This is a genomic window from Pseudomonas citronellolis (assembly GCF_001586155.1).
Lineage (GTDB): Bacteria > Pseudomonadota > Gammaproteobacteria > Pseudomonadales > Pseudomonadaceae > Pseudomonas > Pseudomonas citronellolis.
The window spans coordinates 80609-103098 of the sequence record NZ_CP014158.1; the positions used below are offsets into that span (position 1 = coordinate 80609).

Here is a 22490-nt window from a genome sequence, read left to right on the forward strand (position 1 = left end):
TCCTACGGTCTTTGGTGGGGTGAGAGGGAATGGTGCCTGCCGGGGGGCCATGGTGCTGGGATGGGTACCGCTCCCTCTCCCCAGCCCTCTCCCTGAAGGGAGAGGGGGCTAGTTCGTGCCGAGAATAGAACAGGCATCAGCCTGAAAATTTCGGCGTTGCCGGCTAACTCCTATATCTCCGACTCTGCCCAACGGTCCCCTCTCCCTTCAGGGAGAGGGTTAGGGAGAGGGCGCTCTTGCGCTCTTGGGCACTTAGGCTCTTGCCCCCACCCCAACCCCCTCCCTCCCGCCCCCGCTCACCTACACTTTCCCCCTGCGTCCCATCGCCTCATAGGCAAATACCTCTTCCGGGTACTAGAGTCTCCGGCTGGACTAAATACACAATATGTAGTTTCGTGTATTTACTGGATAACTAGATATTGCGGTCTGCCCCAAGCCGGCCGCGCACCAACGGGAGGATCTTCAGCGGATGGCCAAGACCGATGCTCGCCCGCAGGGCACAGACCAGGCGGCACTCGAACTGCAGCCGGCGTCCCAGGACATCTGGGACAGCAAGTACCGGCTCAAGCAGAAGGACGGCACGCCCATCGACGCCAGCGTCGACGAGACCTGGCAGCGGGTGGCCCGCGCCCTGGCGGACGTCGAGCCGGACGCGGCGACCCGCGAGCACTGGTACGAGCGCTTCCTCTGGGCCCTGCGGCATGGCGCCATCCCGGCCGGGCGGATCATCTCCAACGCCGGCGCCCAGGGGCACAAGCCGGCCACCTCGACCATCAACTGCACCGTCTCCGGGATCATCCACGACTCCATGGACGACATCCTGCAGAAGGTCCACGAGGCCGGCCTGACGCTCAAGGCCGGCTGCGGCATCGGCTACGAGTTCAGCACCCTGCGCCCGCGCGGCGCCTACGTGTCCGGCGCCGGCGCGCACACCAGCGGGCCGCTGTCGTTCATGGATATCTTCGACAAGATGTGCTTCACCGTCAGCTCCGCCGGCGGCCGCCGCGGCGCGCAGATGGGCACCTTCGACGTCGCCCACCCGGACGTGCGCGAGTTCATCCGCGCCAAGCGCGAGGACGGCCGGCTGCGCCAGTTCAACCTCAGCCTGCTGATCACCGACGACTTCATGCAGGCGGTGCAGGCCGACGCCGACTGGCCGCTGCTGTTCCCGGTGCACCACAAGGAGCGCGACGAGGTCGACCTGGACGACCCGGCCCAGGTGCTCTGGCGCGACTGGCCGATCCACGACGAATACCTGGTCGGCGAGGACGGCCGCGTCGCCTGCAAGGTCTACGGGCGCGTGAAGGCGCGGCACCTGTGGGACATGATCATGGTCTCCACCTACGACTACGCCGAGCCGGGCTTCATCCTCATCGACCGCGTCAACGAGCTGAACAACAACTGGTGGTGCGAGGCCATCCGCGCCACCAACCCCTGCGGCGAGCAGCCGCTGCCGCCCTATGGTTCCTGCCTGCTGGGCTCGGTGAACCTCACCGGCTTCGTCGTCGACCCCTTCGGCGAGGAGCCGCACTTCGACTGGGAGCGCTACCGCGAGGTGGTGCGGGTGTTCACCCGCATGCTCGACAACGTGGTGGAGGTCAACGGCCTGCCGCTGGCGCAGCAGCGTGAGGAAATCCTCGGCAAGCGCCGCCACGGCATGGGCTTCCTTGGCCTGGGCTCGACGCTGACCATGCTCAAGCTGCGCTACGGCAGCCCCGAGGCCTGCGTGTTCACCGAGGAAGTGGCGCGCGAAATGGCCCTGGTGGGCTGGGAAGTGGCCCTAGACCTGGCCCTGGAGAAAGGCCCGGCGCCGGTGCTGGCGCAGGACTACGAAGTGACCGCGGAAATGCTGCGCAAGCGCCCGGAAATGGCCGCCGACGGCCTGAAAGTGGGCGACCGGGTGCCCGGCCGCGTCCTCCACGCCAAGTATTCGCGCTACATGCAGCGCATCGCCGAGCACGCCCCGCAGCTGGTCGAGGCCCTGGCCCGCCACGGCGCGCGCTTCACCCACCACAGCTCCATCGCGCCCACCGGCACCATCAGCCTGAGCCTGGCCAACAACGCCTCCAACGGCATCGAGCCGAGCTTCGCCCACCACTACTCGCGCAACCTGATCCGCGCCGGGCGCAAGACCAAGGAGAAGATCTCGGTGTTCAGCTACGAACTGCTGGCCTACCGCGCCAAGGTCGACGCCAAGGCCGTGCCCGACGCCGAGGACGGCAAGCACCGCCTGCCGGAGTACTTCGTCACCGCCGACGACATCACCCCGCAGCAGCACGTGGACATCCAGGCGGCGGCGCAGCGCTGGATCGACTCGTCGATCTCCAAGACCGCCAACGTGCCCACCGACTACCCCTTCGAGGACTTCAAGGACATCTACCTCTACGCCTGGCGCCAGGGCCTGAAGGGCTGCACCACCTTCCGCTTCAACCCGGCCGCCTTCCAGGGCGTGCTGGTCAAGGACTCGGACCTGGAGAAGACCCTCTACCGCTTCGAGCTGGAAGACGGCAGCACGGTGGAACTCAAGGGCAACGAGGAAGTGGAGTACGACGGCGAGACCCACACCGCCGCCAACCTGTTCGATGCCTTGAAAGAAGGCTACTACGGCAAGTTCTGAAGCCGCGGAGGAATCCCATGCCAGTGAAAATCAACCAGAAGATCCGCAGCTTCGAAGTGGTCGACGTCGCCGAGGAAAAGGCCCGCGCCGAGGCTGCCGCGGCGGCGGCCGTGGTGAAGATGGACGAAACCCTGCAGCGCCCGGAGATCCTGGTGGGCGCCACTTACAAGATCAAGTCGCCGCTGTTCGAGCACGCGCTCTACGTGACCATCAACGACATGGTGCTCAACCCCGACACGCCCTACGAGCAGCGCCGGCCCTTCGAGATCTTCATCAACTCGAAGAACATGGACCACTTCCAGTGGATAGTCGCCCTCACCCGCATCATGTCGGCAGTGTTCCGCAAGGGCGGCGACTGCACCTTCCTGGTGGAGGAAATGAAGGCGGTGTTCGATCCGCGCGGCGGCTATCTCAAGCGCGGCGGCATCTACATGCCCTCCATCGTCGCCGAGATAGGCGCGGTGGTGGAACGCCACCTGGTAGCCATCGGTCTGATGCAGGGCCCGCAGATCGACGAGGAACAGCGCCTGTACCTGGCGGAAAAGCGCGCGGCCTACGAAGCGGCCCAGGGCACCAACAAGGCCGAACCCGGCGAAGGCTTCCCCGCCGGCGCCCAGCTGTGCGGCAAGTGCAACACCATGGCGGTGGTGCAGATGGACGGCTGCGCGACCTGCCTGAATTGCGGGTATTCGAAATGTGGGTGAGCCGGAGTCTTTGCGAAGCATGCTTCGCCCGGCGAACGACTGACCATGGATGGTCAGGCCGGGGTTGAACTTGGGCGGAGGAGTATCGACAGGGATGTCTGCTCAAGATCGGATCTTCACTCCGTACGAGCATGCGTCGCGCCGGCGAACGACCGGCCAAGGATGGCCGGGCTGGGGTTGAACTTGGGCAGAGGAGCAACGACAGGGATGTCCACTCCGACTCAGATCTTCACACCCGCATGCGCCACGCTGGCACATCCCCTGTAGGAGCGAGCTTGCTCGCGAACGGAGCTTCGCCGGCAACCTCGGAGCTTGACCTGAAGAACTCCCTCTCCCCAACCCTCGGCTGCGCGCCCCGCCCTGAAGGGAGAGGGGGCTGTCCGGCGCAGATGGGAAATTCGGCATCAACCTGTAGGCCTGTAGGAGAAACACCCCGTAGGATGGGTTGAGCGAAGCGATACCCATCGCCATGACTCGGCACGATCCCCCTTCGCGAGCAAGCTCGCTCCTACGAAAAGCCGTGCCATCCGGCAGAACCGTGGGGGCGTCATCCCGCGATCGCGCGCAGGGCGCGCTCCTACAGGTGGGCATCGAGGCCCCTGGGACGCACGGACGTAGGAGCGGACTCCGTCCGCGATAGCGTACATACGCCGGCCCTGCCGGCGGAAATCGCGGATAAATCCGCTCCTACAAAAAACCGTACCGTCCGGCGGCGGCCCTACAACGCAAACGGCAAATGAATGTCCACCTTCTGCCGCTTCGCCAGGCGCCGTTCGAACTCGCCCGGGTCGTGGATCAGCACGTCCTGCCCGGCGAAGGCCTCGGCGGCGATCAGGCGCGACAGCCAGAAGCGCACGCAGGCCACGCGCAGCATTTCCGGCCACAGCTCGGCCTCCAGGGCGGTGAACGGCCGGCGGCTGGCGTAGGCGGCCAGCAGCGCGCGGGCGCGGGGGCCGTCGAGTTCGCCGTCTTCGTGGGAGCACCAGTCGTTCAGGGTGATCGCCAGGTCGTAGAGCATCCAGCCCGAGCAGGCGTTGTAGAAGTCGATCACCCCGGCCAGGTGCGGGCCGTCGAACAGCACGTTGTCGCGGAACAGGTCGGCGTGCAGGTTGGCGCGCGGCAGCTCGGGTTGTTCGGCGAGTAGCCGGGCGATTTCCTCCAGGGCGTTTTCCAGCAGTTCGCGCGGGGCCGGGGCCAGGTGCGAGGCGAGGTTCTCGCCCTGGTGCAGCATCCAGCTCAGGCCGCGGTCGCTGGGGCGTTCGATGATGCGCCCGCGGGTGGCCAGGTGCAGGCGTGCCAGCAGGGCGCCGACCTCGCCGCAATGGTGGGCGTTGGGCTGGCGCTCGTGGCGGCCGGGCAGGCGCGGCTGCAGCAGCGCCGGCTTGCCCTCCAGCTGGCGCAGGGCCTCGCCGGATTCGGTGCGCAGGGCGTAGGGCACCGGCAGGTCGGCCTCGTGGAGCACGTCGAGCAGTTCGACGAAGAACGGCAGGTCCTGCACCGGGCCGCGCTCGACCAGGGTCAGGACGAATTCGCCGCGCTCCAGGCTGACGAAGAAGTTGCTGTTCTCCGAGCCCTCGGGGATGCCGCGGAACTCATGCAGGCGCCCCAGTCCGTAGGGAGCGAGGAAGCTTTCCAGGGTGGAACGCTCAAGAGGGGTGAATACCGACATGCTCAGGCCTCGTGAGCGCCATGGGGTTGAAGGTTTACCAGCTGAAGATCTGCCACTGCGGGATCAGCTTGTCCGGCTGGTCGGAACGGATGAAATTGCCATCGCTGCCGTCCTGGCGCACCAGGAAATACGGCTTGCCATGCTTGGGCGTGACCTTGATGGCATAGAGGAAGCCGTTGACCCGGTATTCCTGGATGGTCTTGTCGCCCTCCTGGCGGATGGTCACATCCGGTTCGGGCGTCGGCGCTTCCTCGTCCACCGCCATGGCGACCAGGGGGGATACGGCCAGCAGGGCGGCGAGCAACCAGCGTTTGCGACTGCGCATGATAACCTTGTTCCTTTGTCGATTCGGCTGGGGTCATTCTAGCCCCTGGCCTCCGGAAAAGGTTGATTCCACTCATGAGTCAAGCACCCCTCGTCCTCGTGGACGGCTCTTCCTACCTGTACCGCGCCTTCCATGCCCTGCCGCCGCTGACCACCTCCACCGGCATGCCCACGGGCGCGGTGAAGGGGGTGCTGAACATGCTCAAGAGCCTGCGCAAGCAGTACCCGGACAGCCCCTTCGCGGTGGTCTTCGACGCCAAGGGCCCGACCTTCCGCGACGAGCTGTTCGCCGAATACAAGTCGCACCGCCCGCCGATGCCGGACGAGCTGCGGGTGCAGATCGAGCCGCTGCACGCGGCGGTGCGCGCGCTGGGCCTGCCGCTGCTGTGCGTGGAAGGGGTGGAGGCCGACGACGTGATCGGCACCCTGGCCCGCAGCAGCGCCGCGGCGCAGCGCCCGGTGGTGATCTCCACCGGCGACAAGGACATGGCCCAATTGGTCGACGGGCACATTACGCTGGTCAACACCATGACCGGTAGCTCGCTGGACGTGGATGGCGTTAAGGAGAAATTCGGCGTCGGTCCTGAGCTGATCATCGACTACCTGGCGCTGATGGGCGACAAGGTCGACAACATCCCCGGCGTGCCCGGGGTCGGCGAGAAGACCGCGCTGGGCCTGCTCACCGGCGTCGGCGGCGGCCTCGACGTGCTCTACGCCAGCCTGAACAAGGTGCCCGAGCTGCCGATCCGCGGCGCCAAGGGCCTGCCGGCCAAGCTCGAGGAAAACCGCGAGCAGGCCTACCTGTCCTACCAGCTGGCCACCATCAAGACCGACGTGGCGCTGGACATCGAGCTGGATGCCCTGCACCCGGGCGAACCGGACCGCGAGGCGCTGATCGAGCTGTACCGCCAGCTGGAGTTCAAGAACTGGCTGGACGACCTGCTGCGCGAGGCCAAGGACGCCGGCGAAAGCCCCGCCGAGAGCGCCCCGGCCCAGGACTCGCGCTACGAAACCGTTCTGGAGCAGGCCGCCTTCGACGCCTGGCTGCAGAAGCTGCAAGTCGCCGAGCTGATCGTCTTCGACACCGAGACCACCAGCATCGACGCCCAGCAGGCGCAGGTGGTGGGCGTGTCCTTCGCCGTCGAGCCGGGCGAGGCCGCCTACGTGCCCCTGGCCCACAGCTACATGGGCGTGCCCCAGCAGCTGGACCGCGACGCCGTGCTCAAGGCCCTCAAGCCGCTGCTGGAAGACCCGAACAAGGCCAAGGTCGGCCAGCACGCCAAGTACGACATCAACGTCCTGGCCAACGCCAGCACGCCCATCGAGGTGCGCGGCGTGGCCTACGACACCATGCTCGAATCCTACGTGCTCAACTCCACCGCCACCCGCCACGACATGGACAGCCTGGCGCTGAAGTACCTGGGCCACAGCACCATCCGCTTCGAGGACATCGCCGGCAAGGGCGCCAAGCAGCTGACCTTCGACCAGATCGCCCTGGAGCAGGCCGGCCCCTACGCCGCCGAGGACGCCGACGTGACCCTGCGCCTGCACCAGGCCCTGTGGGAGAAGCTGCAGGCCATCCCGTCGCTGGCCAAGGTGCTGACCGACATCGAGATGCCGCTGGTGCCGGTGCTGGCGCGCATCGAGCGCAACGGCGCGCTGGTCGACGCCAACCTCCTGGGGCTGCAAAGCCGCGAACTGGGAGAGAAAATGGTCGAACTGGAGCGCAAGTCCTTCGAACTGGCCGGCCAGGAGTTCAACCTCGGCTCGCCCAAGCAGCTCGGCGCCATTCTTTACGAGAAGCTTGGCCTGCCGGTGCTGGCCAAGACCGCCACCGGCCAGCCGTCCACCGCCGAGAACGTGCTGGCCGACCTGGCCGAGCAGGACTACGAGCTGCCCAAGGTGATCATGCAGTACCGCTCCCTGAGCAAGCTCAAGAGCACCTACACCGACAAGCTGCCGGAGCAGATCAACCCGCGCACCGGGCGCATCCACACCAGCTACCACCAGGCGGTGGCGGCCACCGGGCGGCTCTCCTCCACCGACCCGAACCTGCAGAACATCCCGATCCGCACCGCCGAGGGCCGGCGCATCCGCCAGGCCTTCGTCGCCCCCGCGGGCTGCCGGCTGCTGTCGGCCGACTATTCGCAGATCGAATTGCGGATCATGGCCCACCTGGCCCAGGACGAAGGCCTGCTGGACGCCTTCCGCCACGACCGCGACGTGCACCGCGCCACCGCCGCCGAGGTCTTCGGCCTGCCGCTGGACGAGGTCACGCCCGAGCAGCGCCGCCGCGCCAAGGCCATCAACTTCGGGCTGATCTACGGCATGAGCGCCTTCGGCCTGGCCAAGCAGATCGGCGTCGAGCGCAAGGAGGCCCAGGCCTACATCGACCGCTACTTCGCCCGCTACCCCGGGGTGCTGGCCTACATGGAGCGCACCCGCGCCCAGGCCGCCGAGCAGGGCTACGTCGAGACGCTCTACGGCCGCCGCCTGTACCTGCCGGAAATCGGCTCGAAGAACGCCGCCATGCGCAAGGCCGCCGAGCGCACCGCGATCAACGCGCCCATGCAGGGCACCGCGGCGGACATCATGAAGCTCGCCATGGTCGCCGTGGACGACTGGCTGCAGGCCAGCGGCATCGACGCCCGGGTCATCCTCCAGGTACACGACGAACTGGTGCTGGAAGTGCGCGAGGACCTGGTCGAGGAGGTGGCGGCGAAACTGCGCGACCTGATGGGCAAGGCGGCGCAGCTGGCGGTACCGCTCATCGTCGAAACCGGCAGCGGTTCGAACTGGGACGAAGCCCACTGACGAACGGTCGCAGGGCCCGGGTGACGGGCTCTGCGGGGCGCCTCAGGAAACCCTGAAAAGGGCCTCGGGAAAATTTTTTCAGCCACCACTGAACTTTCCCGCTGCAGCCCGGGTCAGAACTCGTGAATGGCTGGAGAAGCCCTTCGATGCTCCTTTGCAGTGTTTAGTGTTGGCAGAATCCTGGACCCCGCCCTAGCGGTCCGGACTTAAACCCCGAACTTCCCCCTCCCCATACGAAGCTCGGGGTTTTTTTTGCCCGCGCAAAAGTGCCGGCGGCCAGCCGGCACCCTCTGCGCCAGGCCTTCAGGCCTGTTCGGCCTCCTCTCCGTCCTCTTCCAGCAGGCCCAGCCAGGCCGCCAGGACCTGTTGCGCCTCCTCCACTCCCTCGCGCTTGGGCGCCGAGAACAACTGCACGCTGGCGACGTCGCCCCAGCCCTGCTGGATTTCGCGGCGCACCTTGAGCAGCGCGTTCTTCGCCGCGCCGAAGGCCAGCTTGTCGGCCTTGGTCAGCAGCACGTGGATCGGCAGCCGGCTGGCCTGGGCCCAGTCGAGCATCAGGCGGTCGAATTCGGTCAGCGGATGGCGGATGTCCATCATCAGCACCACCCCGGCCAGCGACTCGCGGCTGCTCAGGTAGGCTTCCAGGTGCTGCTGCCAGTGCAGCTTCAGCGGGATCGGCACCTTGGCGTAGCCGTAGCCGGGCAGGTCGACCAGGCGGCGCTCGTCGTCCAGGCGGAAGAAGTTCAGCAACTGGGTGCGCCCGGGGGTTTTCGAGGTGCGCGCCAGATTGGCATGGGTGAGTGCATTTAGCGCGCTAGACTTACCAGCGTTGGAACGGCCGGCGAAGGCGACTTCGCGGCCGCTGTCTTCCGGGCACTGCTCGACCTTGGCCGCGCTGATCAGGAAGGTTGCCTGCTGGCAAAGGCTGAGGATGGGGTTCTTGGCAGGGCTCTTGGGGGGCATGGGGGGCTTCCGCGGCGGGGTGCGACTCGGTGTCGCGGGGGCCGGTCTCGTTTTCGAACAGGCAGGCGAAGTATATAATGCCGCGGATTTTGTGTGCGCTTTATCCCCCAGGGTCGGGCGCCACGGGAACGCGATAATCAACCGGCCGCGCAATAGAACGCGGACGTTCCCTCCCGATGAGGACGATCATGAAGAAACTGCTGTTCGCAGCCGTAGCCGCCGCGATGGCTACCAGCGTGCAGGCCGCCCAGGACCCGGAAGCGGTATTCAACCGGGCATGTGGCGCCTGTCATGCCGGCCAGTTGCCGATGGCCCCGAAGAAGGGCGACGCCGCAGCCTGGAAACCGCGCCTGGACAAAGGCATGGATACGCTGGTGCAGCACGTCACCAACGGTTTCAACGCCATGCCCCCGCGTGGCCTGTGCACCGACTGCAACACCGAGGACTACAAGGCAATCATCCAGTGGATGTCCAAGTAACCCGGGCTTTTCTCTTTCACCTATTAGCCGTAATGGATTAGCTGATGAACAAAATAATCGTGAGTCTGCTCTTGACCCTGGGACTGACCGCCATGGCCCACGCCGAAGTCGGCGATGCCAAGGCCGGCCAGGCGAAGGCCGCCGTGTGCGGCGCCTGCCATGGTGCCGATGGCAACAGCATGGCGCCGAACTTCCCGAAACTGGCGGGCCAGGGCGACAAATACCTGCTCAAGCAGATGCATGACATCAAGGACGGCAAGCGCACCGTTCTGGAGATGACCGGCCTGCTGACCAACCTCAGCGACCAGGACCTGGCCGACATCGCCGCCTACTTCTCCAGCCAGAAGATGAGCGTCGGCGCCGCCGATCCCAAGCTGGTCTCCGCCGGCGAGGCCCTGTACCGCGGCGGCAAGCTCGCCGAGGGCATGCCCGCCTGCACCGGCTGCCACTCGCCCGACGGCGTGGGCAACGAGCCGGCCGCCTTCCCGCACCTGGGTGGCCAGCACGCGGCCTACGTGGCCAAGCAGCTGACCGCCTTCCGCGAAGGCGAGCGCACCAACGACGGCGACAGCATGATCATGCGCAGCATCGCCGCCAAGCTGTCCAACAAGGACATCGCCGCCGTCTCCAGCTACATCGAAGGCCTGCACTGAGGCCTTCGCCCCGCGGCACGGCTTGAAAAAAAAGGGTGGCTTCGGCCACCCTTTTTCGTATCCGCCGCCACTACAATGCCTGGAACCGCCGCCGGCCTCCCCAGTCCAATCACGGCCGCGCCGCGGCGCCCCCGATCCAGCCAAGGAGTGAACCATGCGTAACCTGATTTTCACCGCCGTACTGGCCTTCGCCGGCCTGTTCGGTCTCAGCGCGCAAGCCGCCGAGTTCGAATCCGGCAAGCAGTACACCGAGCTGAGCACCCCTGTTCCGGTGTCCCAGCCCGGCAAGATCGAGGTGGTGGAGCTGTTCTGGTACGGCTGCCCGCATTGCTACGCCTTCGAACCGACCATCAACCCGTGGATCGGGAAACTGCCGGCCGACGTGCATTTCGTCCGCATCCCGGCCATGTTCGGCGGCATCTGGAACGTCCACGGCCAGCTGTTCCTGACCCTGGAAGCCATGGGCGTGGAGCACAAGGTGCACACCGCCGTGTTCGAGGCCATCCACAAGGAAGGCAAGAAACTGGCCACCCCGGAAGAGATGGCCGACTTCCTCGCCCCGCTGGGCGTGGACAAGGACAAGTTCCTCAGCACCTTCGACTCGTTCGCCATCAAGGGCCAGATCGAGAAGGACAAGAAACTGGCCATGGCCTACCAGATCAGCGGCGTACCGACCATGGTGGTCAACGGCAAGTATCGCTTCGACATCGGCTCGGCCGGTGGCCCGGAGAAGGCCCTGGAGCTGGCCGACTTCCTGATCGCCAAGGAACGCGACGCCGCCAAGGCCGCCCAGTGAGGTAACCCGCCATGCTGAGCAGGCTCCGCCAGCAGCGGGTGGTCGCATCCCGCCCCGCGCAGGTCAACCCGCAGGCCGCGGAATCCGGCTATCCCGCCGATGGCCGCCTGCGCCTGCTCAGCTTCAACATCCAGGTGGGCATCAGCACCGAACGCTACCGCCACTACCTGACCCGCGGCTGGCAGCACCTGCTGCCCGCCGCCGGGCGCGCCGGCAACCTGCAGCGCATCGGCGACCTGCTGTCCGGCTACGACCTGGTGGCCCTGCAGGAGGCCGACGGCGGCAGCCTGCGCTCCGGCTACGTCAACCAGGTCGAGCACCTGGCCCAGCTCGGCGCCTTCCCCTACTGGTACCAGCAGCTCAACCGCAACCTCGGGCGCATCGCCCAGCACAGCAACGGCCTGCTCAGCCGCCTGCGCCCGACCCTGCTGGAAGACCACCCGCTCCCCGGCCCGCCCGGCCGCGGGGCGATCCTCATGCGCTTCGGCGAGGGCGACAACGCCCTGGCCGTGGTGATGATGCACCTGGCCCTGGGCCCGCGCACCCGCACCCGCCAGCTCGCCTACATCCGCGAGCTGCTGCAGAACTACCGCCACCAGGTGCTGATGGGCGACATGAACACCCACGCCAGCGACCTGCTGGAGACTTCGCCGCTGCGCGATCTCGGGCTGATCGCCCCGCAGGTCCAGGCGACCTTTCCCAGCTGGCGCCCGCAGCGCTGCCTGGACCACATCCTGCTCAGCCCCGGGCTGACCCTGGAGCGGGTCAGCGTGCTGCCGGAGCCGATCTCCGACCACCTGCCGGTGTCCGTGGAGATCCGCCTGCCCGACGGCTGCCGGCAAGACTCCGCGCTTTCTCTCAAGGACGCTCGATGAGCCGCGACGACAACCAGCGCTGGAAGGAAAAGTACCTCGCCAACATCGACCAGCAGGAGCGCCTGGAGCGCCGCTGGGAAGTGCGCGTCGACCTGCTGCGCCGCGGCCTGGTGCGCAGCAGCCTGGCTGCCGAGGGCAGCGACAAGGCGGTCGACCAGTGCATGCAGGAACTGCGCGAACTGCTGCGCCGCAACGATATTGACGCGGGCCTGGCGCGGCTGATCCCGCGCCTGGAAAAGACCGTGCTGGACTCCGAACAGCGCCGCCAGCAGCGCATCCGCCAGAACATCACGGCGCTGCAGCAGATCGCCCAGCAGCTGCTGAACCTCGACCTGCCGCGGGACGTGCGCCTGCCGCTGAAACTGTTCGCCCGCGACCTGGAGGCGCGCGCCAGCCAGTCCCGCGAGCTGCCGGTGCTGCTCGGCGAGCTGGGCAACTTGCAGCGGCGCGTGCTGGAACAGCTTTCCGACGCCGAGGCGCCGCGCCCCGGCCTGCTGCAGCGCCTGTTCGGTGGCCGCGAAGACGGCGAGGACGGCCCCGCCCAGCCCGCGCCCGCCAGCAATGGCGCGCCGGCCAGCGAGGCGCCGGCGGCGCCGGCCAGGGCCGAGGCCGCCGTGGTCGCCGAGGCTGACGTGGCCGTCGCGGACGAAGAACCCCTGGTCATTCCGCAGCAGGCCGCCGCCGTGGCGGTGCAAGCCGATCCCGAACCGCTGCCGTCACCCGCGCCGTCCGCCGCCCTGCTGGACAGCCTGCCGCTGCCCGCCGACCTCATCCCCAGCGCGCCGCGCCCGGTGCTGCTGGATGGCGAGGGCGAGCAGCACTACGCCCTGCCGCCGATGCCGGAGCCCGGCTACAGCGCGGTGGCGCCGCACATCGAGGCCAGCCTGCTGAACCTGCTCGACCAGCTGCAGCTGCCGGCCACCTACCGCCCACAGGCCCAGGCCCTGCGCGAGCGCATCAACGGCAGCCTGAACTGGTACGAACTGGTGCCGGTGCTGGACGACCTGGCGGTGCTGGTGCTGGCCCTCAACGACAGCGGCCAGGCCGCCTTCGAAGGCTACCTGCACCAGCTCAACGACCGCCTGAGCACCTTCCTCGACAGCCTTGGCGCCGTGCAGCAGGGCCAGGACGCCGTGTCCGACAGCGCGCGGCGCCTGGACGATGAACTGCGCGACCAGGTCAGCGGCCTGCAGAACAGCGTGCAGCAGGCCACCGACCTGGACAGCCTCCGGCGCTCGGTGGATGAGCGCCTGGAAGGCCTGCTCGGCAGCATCGAGCGGCACCGCCAGGAACGCGAGGCCCGCGAGCGCGAGGCCGGGGAGCGCCTGCAGGCGCTGGTGGCGCGGGTTTCCTCGATGGAGGAAGAGGCGCGCAGCTTCCAGGCCAGCATCGAGGACCAGCGGCAGAAGGCCCTGACCGACCCCCTCACCGGCCTGCCCAACCGCGCCGCCCTGAGCGAGCGGCTGGAACTGGAAGTGGCGCGGGTGCAGCGCTTCGGCGGCGAACTGCTGCTGGCGGTGCTGGACGTCGACCACTTCAAGCGCATCAACGACGACTACGGCCACCTGGCCGGCGACAAGGTGCTGAAGATCATCGCCGGCGAGCTGGCCAAGCGCCTGCGCAAGACCGACTTCATCGCCCGCTTCGGCGGCGAGGAATTCGTCGTGCTGCTGCCCTCCACGCCGCTGGACGGCGGGCAGCAACTGCTGGAAGCCCTGCGCACGTCGGTGGAACGCATCCCCTTCCACTTCAAGGGCGAACCGCTGGTCATCACCTGCTCCGCGGGCCTCACCCAGTTCCGCGCCGGCGAGCGCAACGAAGCGGCCTTCGAGCGCGCCGACCAGGCCCTGTACCGTGCCAAGCGCGGCGGCCGCAACCGCCTGGAGATGGGCTGAGGCGCTGCCCGTGGGCGCTCCTGCACCCGCCGGCAAACACAACCCCCGTAGGATGGCGTTGAGCGAAGCGATACCCATCGCCACGGCAGCATGGGTTTCGCAGGCTCAACCCATCCTACGAAAAGCGCCCCGGTGCGGTGGGCAGTCGCTCCTGCGTCGCCCCAACCTCCCATCACCCGAACTTGACGAATGAAAGCTCTTGGGTTTTGATTCGCACCTGTAACTTTCGAATCGAAACATAAGCCTTCATGTCGAAACGCAACACGCCCCAGCGCCGCCACGAGATCCTCGCCCTGCTCAACCAGCAGGGCGAGGTCAGCGTCGACGACCTCGCCCGGCGTTTCGCCACCTCCGAGGTGACCATCCGCAAGGACCTGGCCGCCCTGGAGAGCAACGGCCTGCTGCTGCGCCGCTACGGCGGCGCGGTGCCCATGCCGCAGGAACTGCTGGCCGAGCCGAGCCCGCCGCTGTCGCCCTACAAGCAGGCCATCGCCCGCGCCGCGGCGGCCTGCATCCGCGAGCACGCGCGGATCATCATCGACAGCGGCAGCACCACCGCCGCGCTGATCCCCGAGCTCGGGCACAAGCCCGGCCTGGTGGTGATGACCAACTCGCTGAACGTCGCCAACGCCCTGCGCGAGCTGGAGCGCGAGCCGGTGCTGCTGATGACCGGCGGCACCTGGGACCCGCACTCGGAGTCGTTCCAGGGCCAGGTGGCGGAGCAGGTGCTGCGCTCCTACGATTTCGACCAACTGTTTATCGGCGCCGCCGGCCTCGACCCCGCGCGCGGCACCACCACCTTCAACGAACTGCTCGGGCTCAGCCGGGTGATGGCCGAGGTCGCCCGCGAGGTGATCGTCATGGCCGAGGCCGACAAGCTCGGGCGGCGCATGCCCAACCTGGAGCTGCCGTGGAGCAGCATCCAGACCCTGATCACCGACGAGCGCCTCAGCGACGAGGCCTGTGCCCAGATCGAGGCGCGTGGCGTGAAAGTCATACGCGCGCGCTGCACGAACTAAGGAGAACGCCCCATGTGTGGAATCGTTGGCGCCATTGCCGAACGTAACGTCACCCCGATCCTGATCGAGGGCCTCAAGCGCCTCGAATACCGCGGCTACGACAGCGCCGGCCTGGCCCTGGTGGACGCCGCCGGCGAACTGCAGCGCCGCCGCCGCGTCGGCAAGGTGGCGAGCCTGGAGCAGGCCCTGGCCGAACAGCCGCTGGCCGGCCACCTGGGCATCGCCCACACCCGCTGGGCCACCCACGGCGCGCCCAGCGAGGCCAACGCCCACCCGCACTTCTCCCACGACCGCCTGGCGGTTGTGCACAACGGCATCATCGAGAACCACGAGGAGCTGCGCGAATACCTCAAGAGCGAGGGCTACGTGTTCAGCTCGCAGACCGACACCGAGGTCATCGTCCACCTGCTGCACCTGCGCCTGCGCGAGCTGGGCGACCTGACCACCGCGCTCAAGGCCACGGTCCGGGAACTGCACGGCGCCTACGGCCTGGCGGCGATCAGCCTGGACCAGCCGGACCGCATCGTCGCCGCCCGCAGTGGCAGCCCGCTGGTGGTCGGCCTGGGCCTGGGCGAGAACTTCCTCGCCTCCGACCAGTTGGCCCTGCGCCAGGTCACCGACCGCTTCATCTACCTGGAAGAAGGCGACATCGTCGAGCTGCGCCGCGATAGCGTGCAGCTGTGGGATGCCGAAGGCCGCCCGGTGAAGCGCGAGGCGGTGCAGTACCACGAGGGCGCCGAGGCCGCCGACAAGGGCGAGTACCGCCACTTCATGCTCAAGGAAATCCACGAGCAGCCCAAGGTGGTGCAGCGCACCCTGGAAGGCCGCCTGGGCTCCGGCCAGGTGCTGGTGGAGAGCTTCGGGCCGAACGCCGCCGAGCTGTTCGCCAAGGTGCGCAACGTGCAGATCGTCGCCTGCGGCACCAGCTACCACGCCGGCCTGGTGGCGCGTTACTGGCTGGAAGAGCTGACCGGCATCCCCTGCCAGGTGGAAGTGGCCAGCGAGTTCCGCTACCGCAAGGTGGCGGTGCAGCCCGACGCCCTGTTCGTCACCATCTCGCAGTCCGGCGAGACCGCCGACACCCTGGCCGCGCTGCGCAACGCCAAGCAACTGGGCTTCCTCTCCAGCCTGGCGATCTGCAACGTCGCCACCAGCTCGCTGGTGCGCGAGTCGGACATGACCCTGCTGACCCTGGCCGGCCCGGAAATCGGCGTGGCCTCGACCAAAGCCTTCACCACCCAGCTGGTGGCCCTGCTGCTGCTGACCCTGGCCATCGGCCGGGTGCAGAACCGCCTGGGCGAGGGTGTCGAGGCCGAACTGGTGGAAGCCCTGCGCCGCCTGCCGACGCGCCTGGAAGAAGCCCTGGCGATGGACAAGGTGGTGGAGAAGGTCGGCGAGCTGTTCGCCGAGAAGCACCACACCCTGTTCCTCGGCCGCGGCGCGCAATACCCGGTGGCCATGGAGGGCGCGCTGAAGCTCAAGGAAATCTCCTACATCCACGCCGAAGCCTACCCGGCCGGCGAGCTCAAGCACGGCCCGCTGGCCCTGGTGGACGCCGACATGCCGGTGGTCACGGTGGCGCCGAACAACGAGCTGCTGGAGAAGCTCAAGTCCAACCTGCAGGAAGTCCGCGCCCGCGGCGGCGAGCTGATCGTCTTCGCCGAGGCCAACAGCGGCCTGGGCAACGGCCCGGGCACCCACGTGGTAAGCATGCCGCCGATCCACGACTGCCTGGCGCCGATCCTCTACACCGTGCCGCTGCAACTGCTGTCCTACCACGTCGCCGTGCTCAAGGGCACCGACGTCGACCAGCCGCGCAACCTGGCCAAGTCGGTTACGGTGGAATAAGCCGCGCGCCCGGTGAATCCAATCGCGGACAAAGTCCGCTCCTACCGCATGAGCGAGCATGGCTTTTCGTAGGATGGTGTTGAGCGAAGCGATACCCATCAGCGCAACCGCATGGGTATCGCAAGCTCAACCCATCCTACGCAGGAACACTTCAGCCTAGGCAGCTGGGTCATTTCCCTTCGGGCCGGGTCACCCCCACGGATAACCGAATCGTCATGCACGCCTCAGGCTCCCGTTAGGCCCCGCTGCTTAAGGTGAAGGCAGTTTCCACCACCACCGACGAGGTGACTGCCATGAACCTGTTCCGCCCTCTCCTGCTCGCCGGCCTGCTCGGTGTTTCGTCCCTGGCCCTGGCCGAGAGCGGGGGCGACCGTACCTTCGCGCGCATGGAGCAGAACCGCCTGGCGGCCATGGCCGCCGCGAACCCGCCGGCGCAGGCCGACGATTTCCGCCGCTACGAGTACGGCATGCGCCTGGACATCGCCCAGGTGCTGGAAGTGACGCCGGCCCGGGGCTGCGGCGTGGTGCCGGTGCGCATGCGCTACCTGGACTCCGACGGCGCCGAGCAGCGCCTGGAATACCGCGCCGAGCGCGTCAGCTGCAACCGCGGCAAGTGATCAGGCGGCCGCGTTGGGAAAGCGCAGGTGGAAGCGCGTCGGACCTTCCGCCGCGCTGTCCACCGCGACGCTGCCGTTGTGCAGGCTCATGATCGAGCGGACGATGGCCAGGCCCAGGCCGGTGCCGCCCTCCTGGCGCGAGCGGCCGCCATCGGCGCGGTAGAAGCGCTCGAACAGGTGCGGCAGGTGCTGCGGCTCGATGCCGGGCCCGGGGTTGCCGACGCAGAGCGCCACGCCCTCCGCGCCGCCCTTGATGTCGATGTCGACCTGGCTGCCGGCCGGCGCGTGGCGGATGGCGTTGGACAGCAGGTTGGAGATCGCCCGCTGCACCATCAGGCGGTTGCCGTGGACCCAGGCATCGCCGGACAGTTCGATGTCCACCCCCTTCTCCTCGGCGGCATACAGGAACAGCTCCGCCACGCGGCAGGCCTCGGCCCCCAGCGAGAGGCGCTCGAAAGGCACCTGCGCCTGGTTGACCTGGGCCAGGAACAGCATGTCGCTGACGATGCGCGACAGCCGCTCCAGCTCCTCGACGCCCGAGGCCAGCACTGCCTGGTATTCCTCCACCGGCCGCTCGCGGGACAGGGTGACCTGCGCCTTGCCCAGCAGGTTGCCGATGGGCGAGCGCAGCTCGTGGGCGAGGTCGTCTGAGAACTGCGTCAGCTGCTGCACGCCCTGGTCCAGGCGATGCAGCATGACGTTCAGCGCCTGGGCCGCCTCGCCCAGTTCCAGCGGCAGTTTCTCCACCGGGATGCGGTGGCTGAGGTCCTCGGTGGAAATGCGCGCGGCCACCTTGCGAAAGCGCTGCAGCGGCGACAGCCCGCGGTGCACCGCGTACCAGGCGCCCAGGCCCACCAGCAATAGAAGGAAGGGCACGCCGGCCAGCACCGACTGGCGGAAGGCGCCGAGCAGCGCATCGTCGTTGCCGCGCTCGAGGGTCAGCAGGGCGCGCACGCTGGCGCCGTTGGCCATCGGCACCCGGCTGCCGATGCTGAGCAGGCGCCGGCCGGCGTCGTCGGTCCAGGCGTGGTACTGCGGTTCGCTGCCCGGTTGCAGGCTGTCCAGGGTGGCCAGCCGCTGCGGCTTGCCGGTGTCGAGCAGCGGTGCCTGGCCCTGGTCCGGGGCCAGCAGCGTCAGCTCCAGGTTGTCGTGGCCGGCCACCACGTCCAGCAGTTCGTGCGGCCCGCGCGCCAGGGCGCGGTCGTCCAGGCCGGCATCCAGGGCGTGGCGGACCTGGCCGAGCTTGTCGGCCAGCTCGTTGCGCGCGCGGCTCTGCAACTCGTGGTCGAGGGCCGTGTAGGCGAGCAGGGCGAACACCACCACCAGGCCGGCGCAGAGCAGGCCGATGCCCAGGGCCAGGCGGGTGGACAGGCTGGCCGGCTTCATTCGCGCGCCTCCAGCACGTAGCCGACGCCGCGCAGGGTGTGGATCAGCTTGCTGTCGAAGGGGTCGTCGACCTTCAGCCGCAGGCGGCGGATGGTGACTTCCACCACGTTGGTGTCGCAGTCGAAGTTCATGTCCCACACCAGGGAGATGATCTGGGTGCGCGTCAGCACCTCGCCGCTGCGGCTCATCAACAGGTGCAGCAGGGCGAATTCCTTGGTGGTCAGGTCGATGCGCCGGCCGTCGCGGTAGGCGCGGTGGCGCGCCGGGTCCAGCTCCAGGCCGGCGATGCGCAGCACCGGCGGCGCGCTCACCCGCTCGCTGCGGCGCAGCAGGGTGCGCACCCGGGCGAGCAGCTCGGGGAACTCGAAGGGTTTCACCAGGTAGTCGTCGGCGCCCAGCTCCAGGCCGCGCACGCGCTCGGCCAGGCGGCCGCGGGCGGTGAGCAGCATGACCCGCGTGTCGCTCTCGCGGCGCAGTTGCTGCAGCACTTCCCAGCCATCCATCTGCGGCATGTTCACGTCGAGGATGACCAGGTCGTAGGTGCCCTGGCGGGCCAGGTGCAGGCCGTCCACGCCGTTGTCGGCGCGGTCCACCACGAAGCCGCTTTCGCTCAGGCCCTGGTGCAGGTAGTCGGCGGTCTTGGCTTCGTCCTCTACAACTAGGATTCGCATATGGGGAATGACCTTACTTATGAAGTCTGAAAATTCTGTACTTATCGGACGTGTGAATTACGGATATGTAGGCAGGGAACTTTCCGATATTTAACTGGCCGGCGAGGCTAAGGGCTGTAGCCGCTTCAGGGTCAATGCCGCTGGCTCCCAAAGGATGTTTCCGGATATTGCTATTGCGGCGCATTAGTTGTTCAAAATCCTTGATAAGGCGGCTTTATCGGTGGTTTTCAGGGCCTGGTTCGGAGCGCCCTGGATAGCCGGATAAAGCCGATGCTAACGCAGGAAAATATGAACTTCGGTTGAATGACATATTTGTAATTGACGAGTCACCTTGCCGATAAAAGCAGGAAATTAACGTTGCGGCAGTGGGTGGAACTTCCCTGGAAGTTGCCGCCTGTCCATGGGGCGAAAACGCCGTCCCGGGCCGTTTCCTGAGGTGTGCCGTGTCCTACTTTCGTGGCCTGTTCCGCTGGCCGGCTGCGGGCCTGTGTCCGTGGCCGGCATCGTTGTCGCTGTTCCTGCTTCTGCTCGGCCTGCCGGGCGTGCCGGCCGAGGCCCGCGCCCTGGGCTTCGACGAGGCCCTGCGCACCGCGCTGGCGGCCAACCCCGAGCTGGCCGCCGTCGCCCGCGGCCAGGGTATCGCCGCGGGCGAGCGGCGCCAGGCGGCGCTGCTGCCGAACCCGAGCCTGTCCTGGGAGACCGAGGACACCCGCCGCGAGCGTTCCACCACCACCCTCGCCCTGACCCAGCCCCTGGAACTGGGCGGCAAGCGCGGCGCGCGGGTGGCCGTGGCCGAACGCGGCGAGGCGATCGCCGAAATGGAGCTGGAAGTGCGCCGCAACACGCTGCGCGCCGAGGTGCTGGAGGCCTTCCAGGCTGCCTTGCAGGCCCAGGAACGCCTGCGCCTGGGCGAGGAGTCGGCAACCCTGGCCCGGCGGGCACTGCGCGCCGCCGAGGCACGGGTGCGCGCCGGCAAGTCGGCGCCGCTGGAGGCGACGCGGGCACAGGTGCAACTGACCGAGGTGGAGCTGGAACTGCAGCGCGCGCGCATCGACCGTGACCAGGCCTACCGCGCCCTGGCCGGGCTCATGGGCGAGGCCGAGCCGGGCTTCGCCGAGGTGGCCGGCAACGCCGAACTGCCGGCGCCGCCCCAGGCCGCGCAGTTGCTGCGGCGCCTGGAGCAGACCGCCGAGCTGCGCCTGGCGCTGCTCCAGGTCGACCAGCGCGAGGCCGCCATACGGCTGGCGCGTGCCGAGCGCGTGCCCAACCTCGACGTCACCCTGGGCAGCCAGTACGACCACGAGGCCCGCGAGCGGGTGAACCTGGTCGGGCTGTCCATGCCGCTGCCGCTGTTCGACCGCAACCAGGGCCGCCTGCTGGCCGAGGCGCGCAGGGCGGACCAGGCCCGCGACCTGCGCAACGCCACCGAGCTGCGCCTGCGCCGCGAGACGCAGCAGGCGCTGGACCTGTGGGGCACCGCGCAGCATGAGGCGCAAACCCTGCGCGACAGCCTGCTGCCGGTCGCGCGCCAGGCCCTGGACGCCGCCACCCGCGGTTTCGAGATGGGCAAGTTCGGCTTCCTCGAAGTGCTCGACGCCCAGCGCACCCTGCTCGCCGCGCGCGACCGGTACCAGCAGGCGCTGGCCCGCCTCGCCGAGGCGCGCGCTCGCACCGAGCGCATCTTCGGCGACCTGGCGCTGCGCTGATGGCCGGGCGCTCCCTGCGCGCCCGGCTGTCGTCGGCCCTGCTGCTGGCGGCGTTGCTGGCCACCAGCGGCCACCTTCCCTACCAGGCCTACGGCTCCGCCGCCGGGCACTGGTGCATCCATGACCTGTTCCGCGCCCTGGGCGCGTTGTCGAGCCTGATCGGCGCCTGAGGCGCGGGGCCATCCGGGAGAGTCCATGAAGTCGAGAGAAATGAAGATCGCCGCCGCCGTGCTGTTCATGCTGGCGCTGGGCGGCGCCGCCACGCTGTTGCCGGGCGGGGCCGCGCAGGCGCCGGAAGGGCATGGCGAGGCGGCCGCGCACCAGGATGGCGAACACCACGGCGAAAGCACCGCCAAGGCCCATGGCGAGGCCGCTGGCCATGGCGACGACGAGCACCACGCCGATAGCGAAGAACACGGCGAGGAAGACGCCGGCCTGCGCCTGAGCGACGAGCAGTTGCGCGTAGCCGGCGTGGAGCTGGAGCGCGCCGCGCCGGCCGAGCTGTCCGCGCGCCTGAGCCTGCCCGGCGAGATTGCCTTCGACGCCGACCGCACCGCGCACCTGGTGCCGCGGGTGGCCGGGGTGGTGCAGCAGGTGGCGGCCGAACTGGGCCAGGCGGTGAAGCGCGGCGAGCTGCTGGCGGTGATCGCCAGCCCGCAGCTGTCGGACCTGCGCAGCGAACTGGCGGCGGCGCAGCGGCGCCTCGAACTGGCGCGGGTGACCTACGAGCGCGAGCGCCAGCTGTGGCAGGAGAAGGTCTCCGCCGAGCAGGACTACCTGCAGGCGCGCCAGGCCCGGCAGGAAGCCGAGATCGCCCTGGCCAACGCCCGGCAGAAGCTCGGCGCCCTGGGCGGCGGCGGCGGCGACCGCTACGAGCTGCGCGCGCCCTTCGACGGCGTGGTGGTGGAGAAGCATCTGGTGCGCGGCGAGGTGGTGGACGAGAACACCGCCGCCTTCACCCTTTCCGACCTGTCGCGGGTCTGGGCCACCTTCGCCGTGGCGCCGCGCGACCTGGCCTGGGTGCAGCTGGGCAAGGCGGCGCAGGTCGAGGCCGTGGACCTGGGCATGAGCGCCGAGGGCCGCGTCGCCCAGGTCGGCAACCTGCTGGGCGAACAGTCGCGCATGGCCAGCGCCCGGGTGGTGGTGGAGAACCCCGGCGGCACCTGGCGGCCGGGCCTGCCGGTGCAGGTGACGCTGGCCGGCGCGCCGCGTGCGGCGGCGGTCAGCGTGGCGGAGGCGGCCATCCAGCGGGTGGAGGAGCAGGACGTGGTGTTCGTCCGCCGCGACGGCGTCTTCGTCGCCCAGCCGGTGCGCCTGGGCGCGCGCGGCCAGGGCCGGGTGGAGGTGCTGCAGGGCCTGGCCGCCGGCGAGCAGGTCGCCGCCGCCGGCAGCTTCGTCCTCAAGTCGGAGCTGGGCAAGGCCAGCGCCGAGCACGCCCACTGACCGCGAGAGCC

Annotated in this window: 19 protein-coding genes; 14 read left to right on the top strand and 5 right to left on the bottom strand. The window is 68.4% G+C overall.

The genetic code is table 11. The annotated features are described in order from the left end of the window. The first annotated feature begins 469 nt into the window (after positions 1 to 469). Together PcP3B5_RS00380 and PcP3B5_RS00385 are read left to right on the top strand one after the other, a co-directional pair. On the top strand, positions 470 to 2617 hold the full coding sequence (locus tag PcP3B5_RS00380; RefSeq protein ID WP_009614554.1) for an adenosylcobalamin-dependent ribonucleoside-diphosphate reductase: 2148 nt from the start codon (positions 470 to 472) through the stop codon (positions 2615 to 2617). Between the two features lie 17 nt (positions 2618 to 2634). Beyond that, a complete protein-coding gene (locus tag PcP3B5_RS00385; RefSeq protein ID WP_043270067.1) occupies positions 2635 to 3321 on the top strand; it encodes a TSCPD domain-containing protein in 687 nt (228 codons plus the stop codon). A 718-nt stretch (positions 3322 to 4039) separates the two neighbouring features. Here the strand turns inward: PcP3B5_RS00385 and PcP3B5_RS00390 are convergent. Continuing rightward, entirely contained in the window at positions 4040 to 4990 is a 951-nt protein-coding gene (locus tag PcP3B5_RS00390; protein ID WP_043270065.1) for a homoserine kinase, read from the bottom strand. A 34-nt stretch (positions 4991 to 5024) separates the two neighbouring features. Next, positions 5025 to 5315 (bottom strand): DUF2782 domain-containing protein, encoded by a 291-nt coding sequence (locus PcP3B5_RS00395; RefSeq protein ID WP_009614560.1) that lies wholly within the window; start codon positions 5313 to 5315, stop codon positions 5025 to 5027. A 74-nt stretch (positions 5316 to 5389) separates the two neighbouring features. On the opposite strand from PcP3B5_RS00395, the gene polA reads away from it, so the two are divergent. After that, the gene (gene polA / locus PcP3B5_RS00400; RefSeq protein ID WP_061560299.1) at positions 5390 to 8128 is read left to right on the top strand and encodes a DNA polymerase I; all 2739 of its coding nucleotides are present in this window, start codon (positions 5390 to 5392) and stop codon (positions 8126 to 8128) included. Positions 8129 to 8431: 303 nt separating this feature from the next. Here the strand turns inward: polA and yihA are convergent, their stop codons facing one another. Next, the gene (gene yihA / locus PcP3B5_RS00405) at positions 8432 to 9091 is read right to left on the bottom strand and encodes a ribosome biogenesis GTP-binding protein YihA/YsxC (RefSeq protein WP_043270061.1); all 660 of its coding nucleotides are present in this window, start codon (positions 9089 to 9091) and stop codon (positions 8432 to 8434) included. A 188-nt stretch (positions 9092 to 9279) separates the two neighbouring features. On the opposite strand from yihA, the gene PcP3B5_RS00410 reads away from it, so the two are divergent. From PcP3B5_RS00410 to PcP3B5_RS00445, 8 genes are all read left to right on the top strand, one after another. Next, the gene (locus PcP3B5_RS00410; RefSeq protein ID WP_009614563.1) at positions 9280 to 9570 is read left to right on the top strand and encodes a c-type cytochrome; all 291 of its coding nucleotides are present in this window, start codon (positions 9280 to 9282) and stop codon (positions 9568 to 9570) included. A 44-nt stretch (positions 9571 to 9614) separates the two neighbouring features. Then, positions 9615 to 10223 carry a c-type cytochrome gene (locus PcP3B5_RS00415; protein ID WP_009614564.1) on the top strand — a complete coding sequence of 203 codons (609 nt, stop codon included), beginning with the start codon at positions 9615 to 9617 and terminating at the stop codon, positions 10221 to 10223. Between the two features lie 154 nt (positions 10224 to 10377). Next, positions 10378 to 11019, top strand: coding sequence for a thiol:disulfide interchange protein DsbA (dsbA, locus tag PcP3B5_RS00420; protein WP_009614565.1), 642 nt, complete (start codon positions 10378 to 10380; stop codon positions 11017 to 11019). A gap of 11 nt (positions 11020 to 11030) precedes the next feature. Next, complete coding sequence (locus PcP3B5_RS00425) at positions 11031 to 11894, top strand: endonuclease/exonuclease/phosphatase family protein (RefSeq protein WP_009614566.1); 864 nt, start codon at positions 11031 to 11033, stop codon at positions 11892 to 11894. Further along, entirely contained in the window at positions 11891 to 13789 is a 1899-nt protein-coding gene (locus PcP3B5_RS00430; RefSeq protein WP_043270058.1) for a GGDEF domain-containing protein, read from the top strand. Before PcP3B5_RS00425 ends, PcP3B5_RS00430 begins: the two co-directional genes overlap by 4 nt. A gap of 248 nt (positions 13790 to 14037) precedes the next feature. Beyond that, positions 14038 to 14808 carry a DeoR/GlpR family DNA-binding transcription regulator gene (locus PcP3B5_RS00435; protein ID WP_009614568.1) on the top strand — a complete coding sequence of 257 codons (771 nt, stop codon included), beginning with the start codon at positions 14038 to 14040 and terminating at the stop codon, positions 14806 to 14808. 12 nt (positions 14809 to 14820) lie between these two features. Then, positions 14821 to 16656, top strand: a complete 1836-nt coding sequence (gene glmS, locus PcP3B5_RS00440) for a glutamine--fructose-6-phosphate transaminase (isomerizing) (RefSeq protein WP_043270056.1) — start codon at positions 14821 to 14823, stop codon at positions 16654 to 16656. 293 nt (positions 16657 to 16949) lie between these two features. Beyond that, entirely contained in the window at positions 16950 to 17273 is a 324-nt protein-coding gene (locus PcP3B5_RS00445) for a co-regulatory protein PtrA N-terminal domain-containing protein (RefSeq protein WP_009614585.1), read from the top strand. On the opposite strand, the gene PcP3B5_RS00450 is transcribed toward PcP3B5_RS00445, so the two are convergent. After that, positions 17274 to 18659, bottom strand: coding sequence for a heavy metal sensor histidine kinase (locus PcP3B5_RS00450; RefSeq protein WP_043270054.1), 1386 nt, complete (start codon positions 18657 to 18659; stop codon positions 17274 to 17276). Beyond that, positions 18656 to 19330 (bottom strand): heavy metal response regulator transcription factor, encoded by a 675-nt coding sequence (locus PcP3B5_RS00455; protein ID WP_043270052.1) that lies wholly within the window; start codon positions 19328 to 19330, stop codon positions 18656 to 18658. The genes PcP3B5_RS00450 and PcP3B5_RS00455 overlap by 4 nt, the downstream gene beginning before the upstream one ends. A 443-nt stretch (positions 19331 to 19773) precedes the next feature. On the opposite strand from PcP3B5_RS00455, the gene PcP3B5_RS00460 reads away from it, so the two are divergent. The 3 genes from PcP3B5_RS00460 to PcP3B5_RS00465 are packed head-to-tail and all read left to right on the top strand — an operon-like array spanning position 19774 to position 22479. Then, positions 19774 to 21036: a TolC family protein gene (locus PcP3B5_RS00460; RefSeq protein WP_081884613.1), complete on the top strand. Its 1263-nt coding sequence runs from the start codon at positions 19774 to 19776 to the stop codon at positions 21034 to 21036. Beyond that, positions 21036 to 21206: a hypothetical protein gene (locus tag PcP3B5_RS31780; protein ID WP_156060072.1), complete on the top strand. Its 171-nt coding sequence runs from the start codon at positions 21036 to 21038 to the stop codon at positions 21204 to 21206. The genes PcP3B5_RS00460 and PcP3B5_RS31780 overlap by 1 nt, the downstream gene beginning before the upstream one ends. A gap of 25 nt (positions 21207 to 21231) precedes the next feature. Next, positions 21232 to 22479 (top strand): efflux RND transporter periplasmic adaptor subunit, encoded by a 1248-nt coding sequence (locus PcP3B5_RS00465; RefSeq protein ID WP_043270050.1) that lies wholly within the window; start codon positions 21232 to 21234, stop codon positions 22477 to 22479. Positions 22480 to 22490 lie beyond the last annotated feature (11 nt).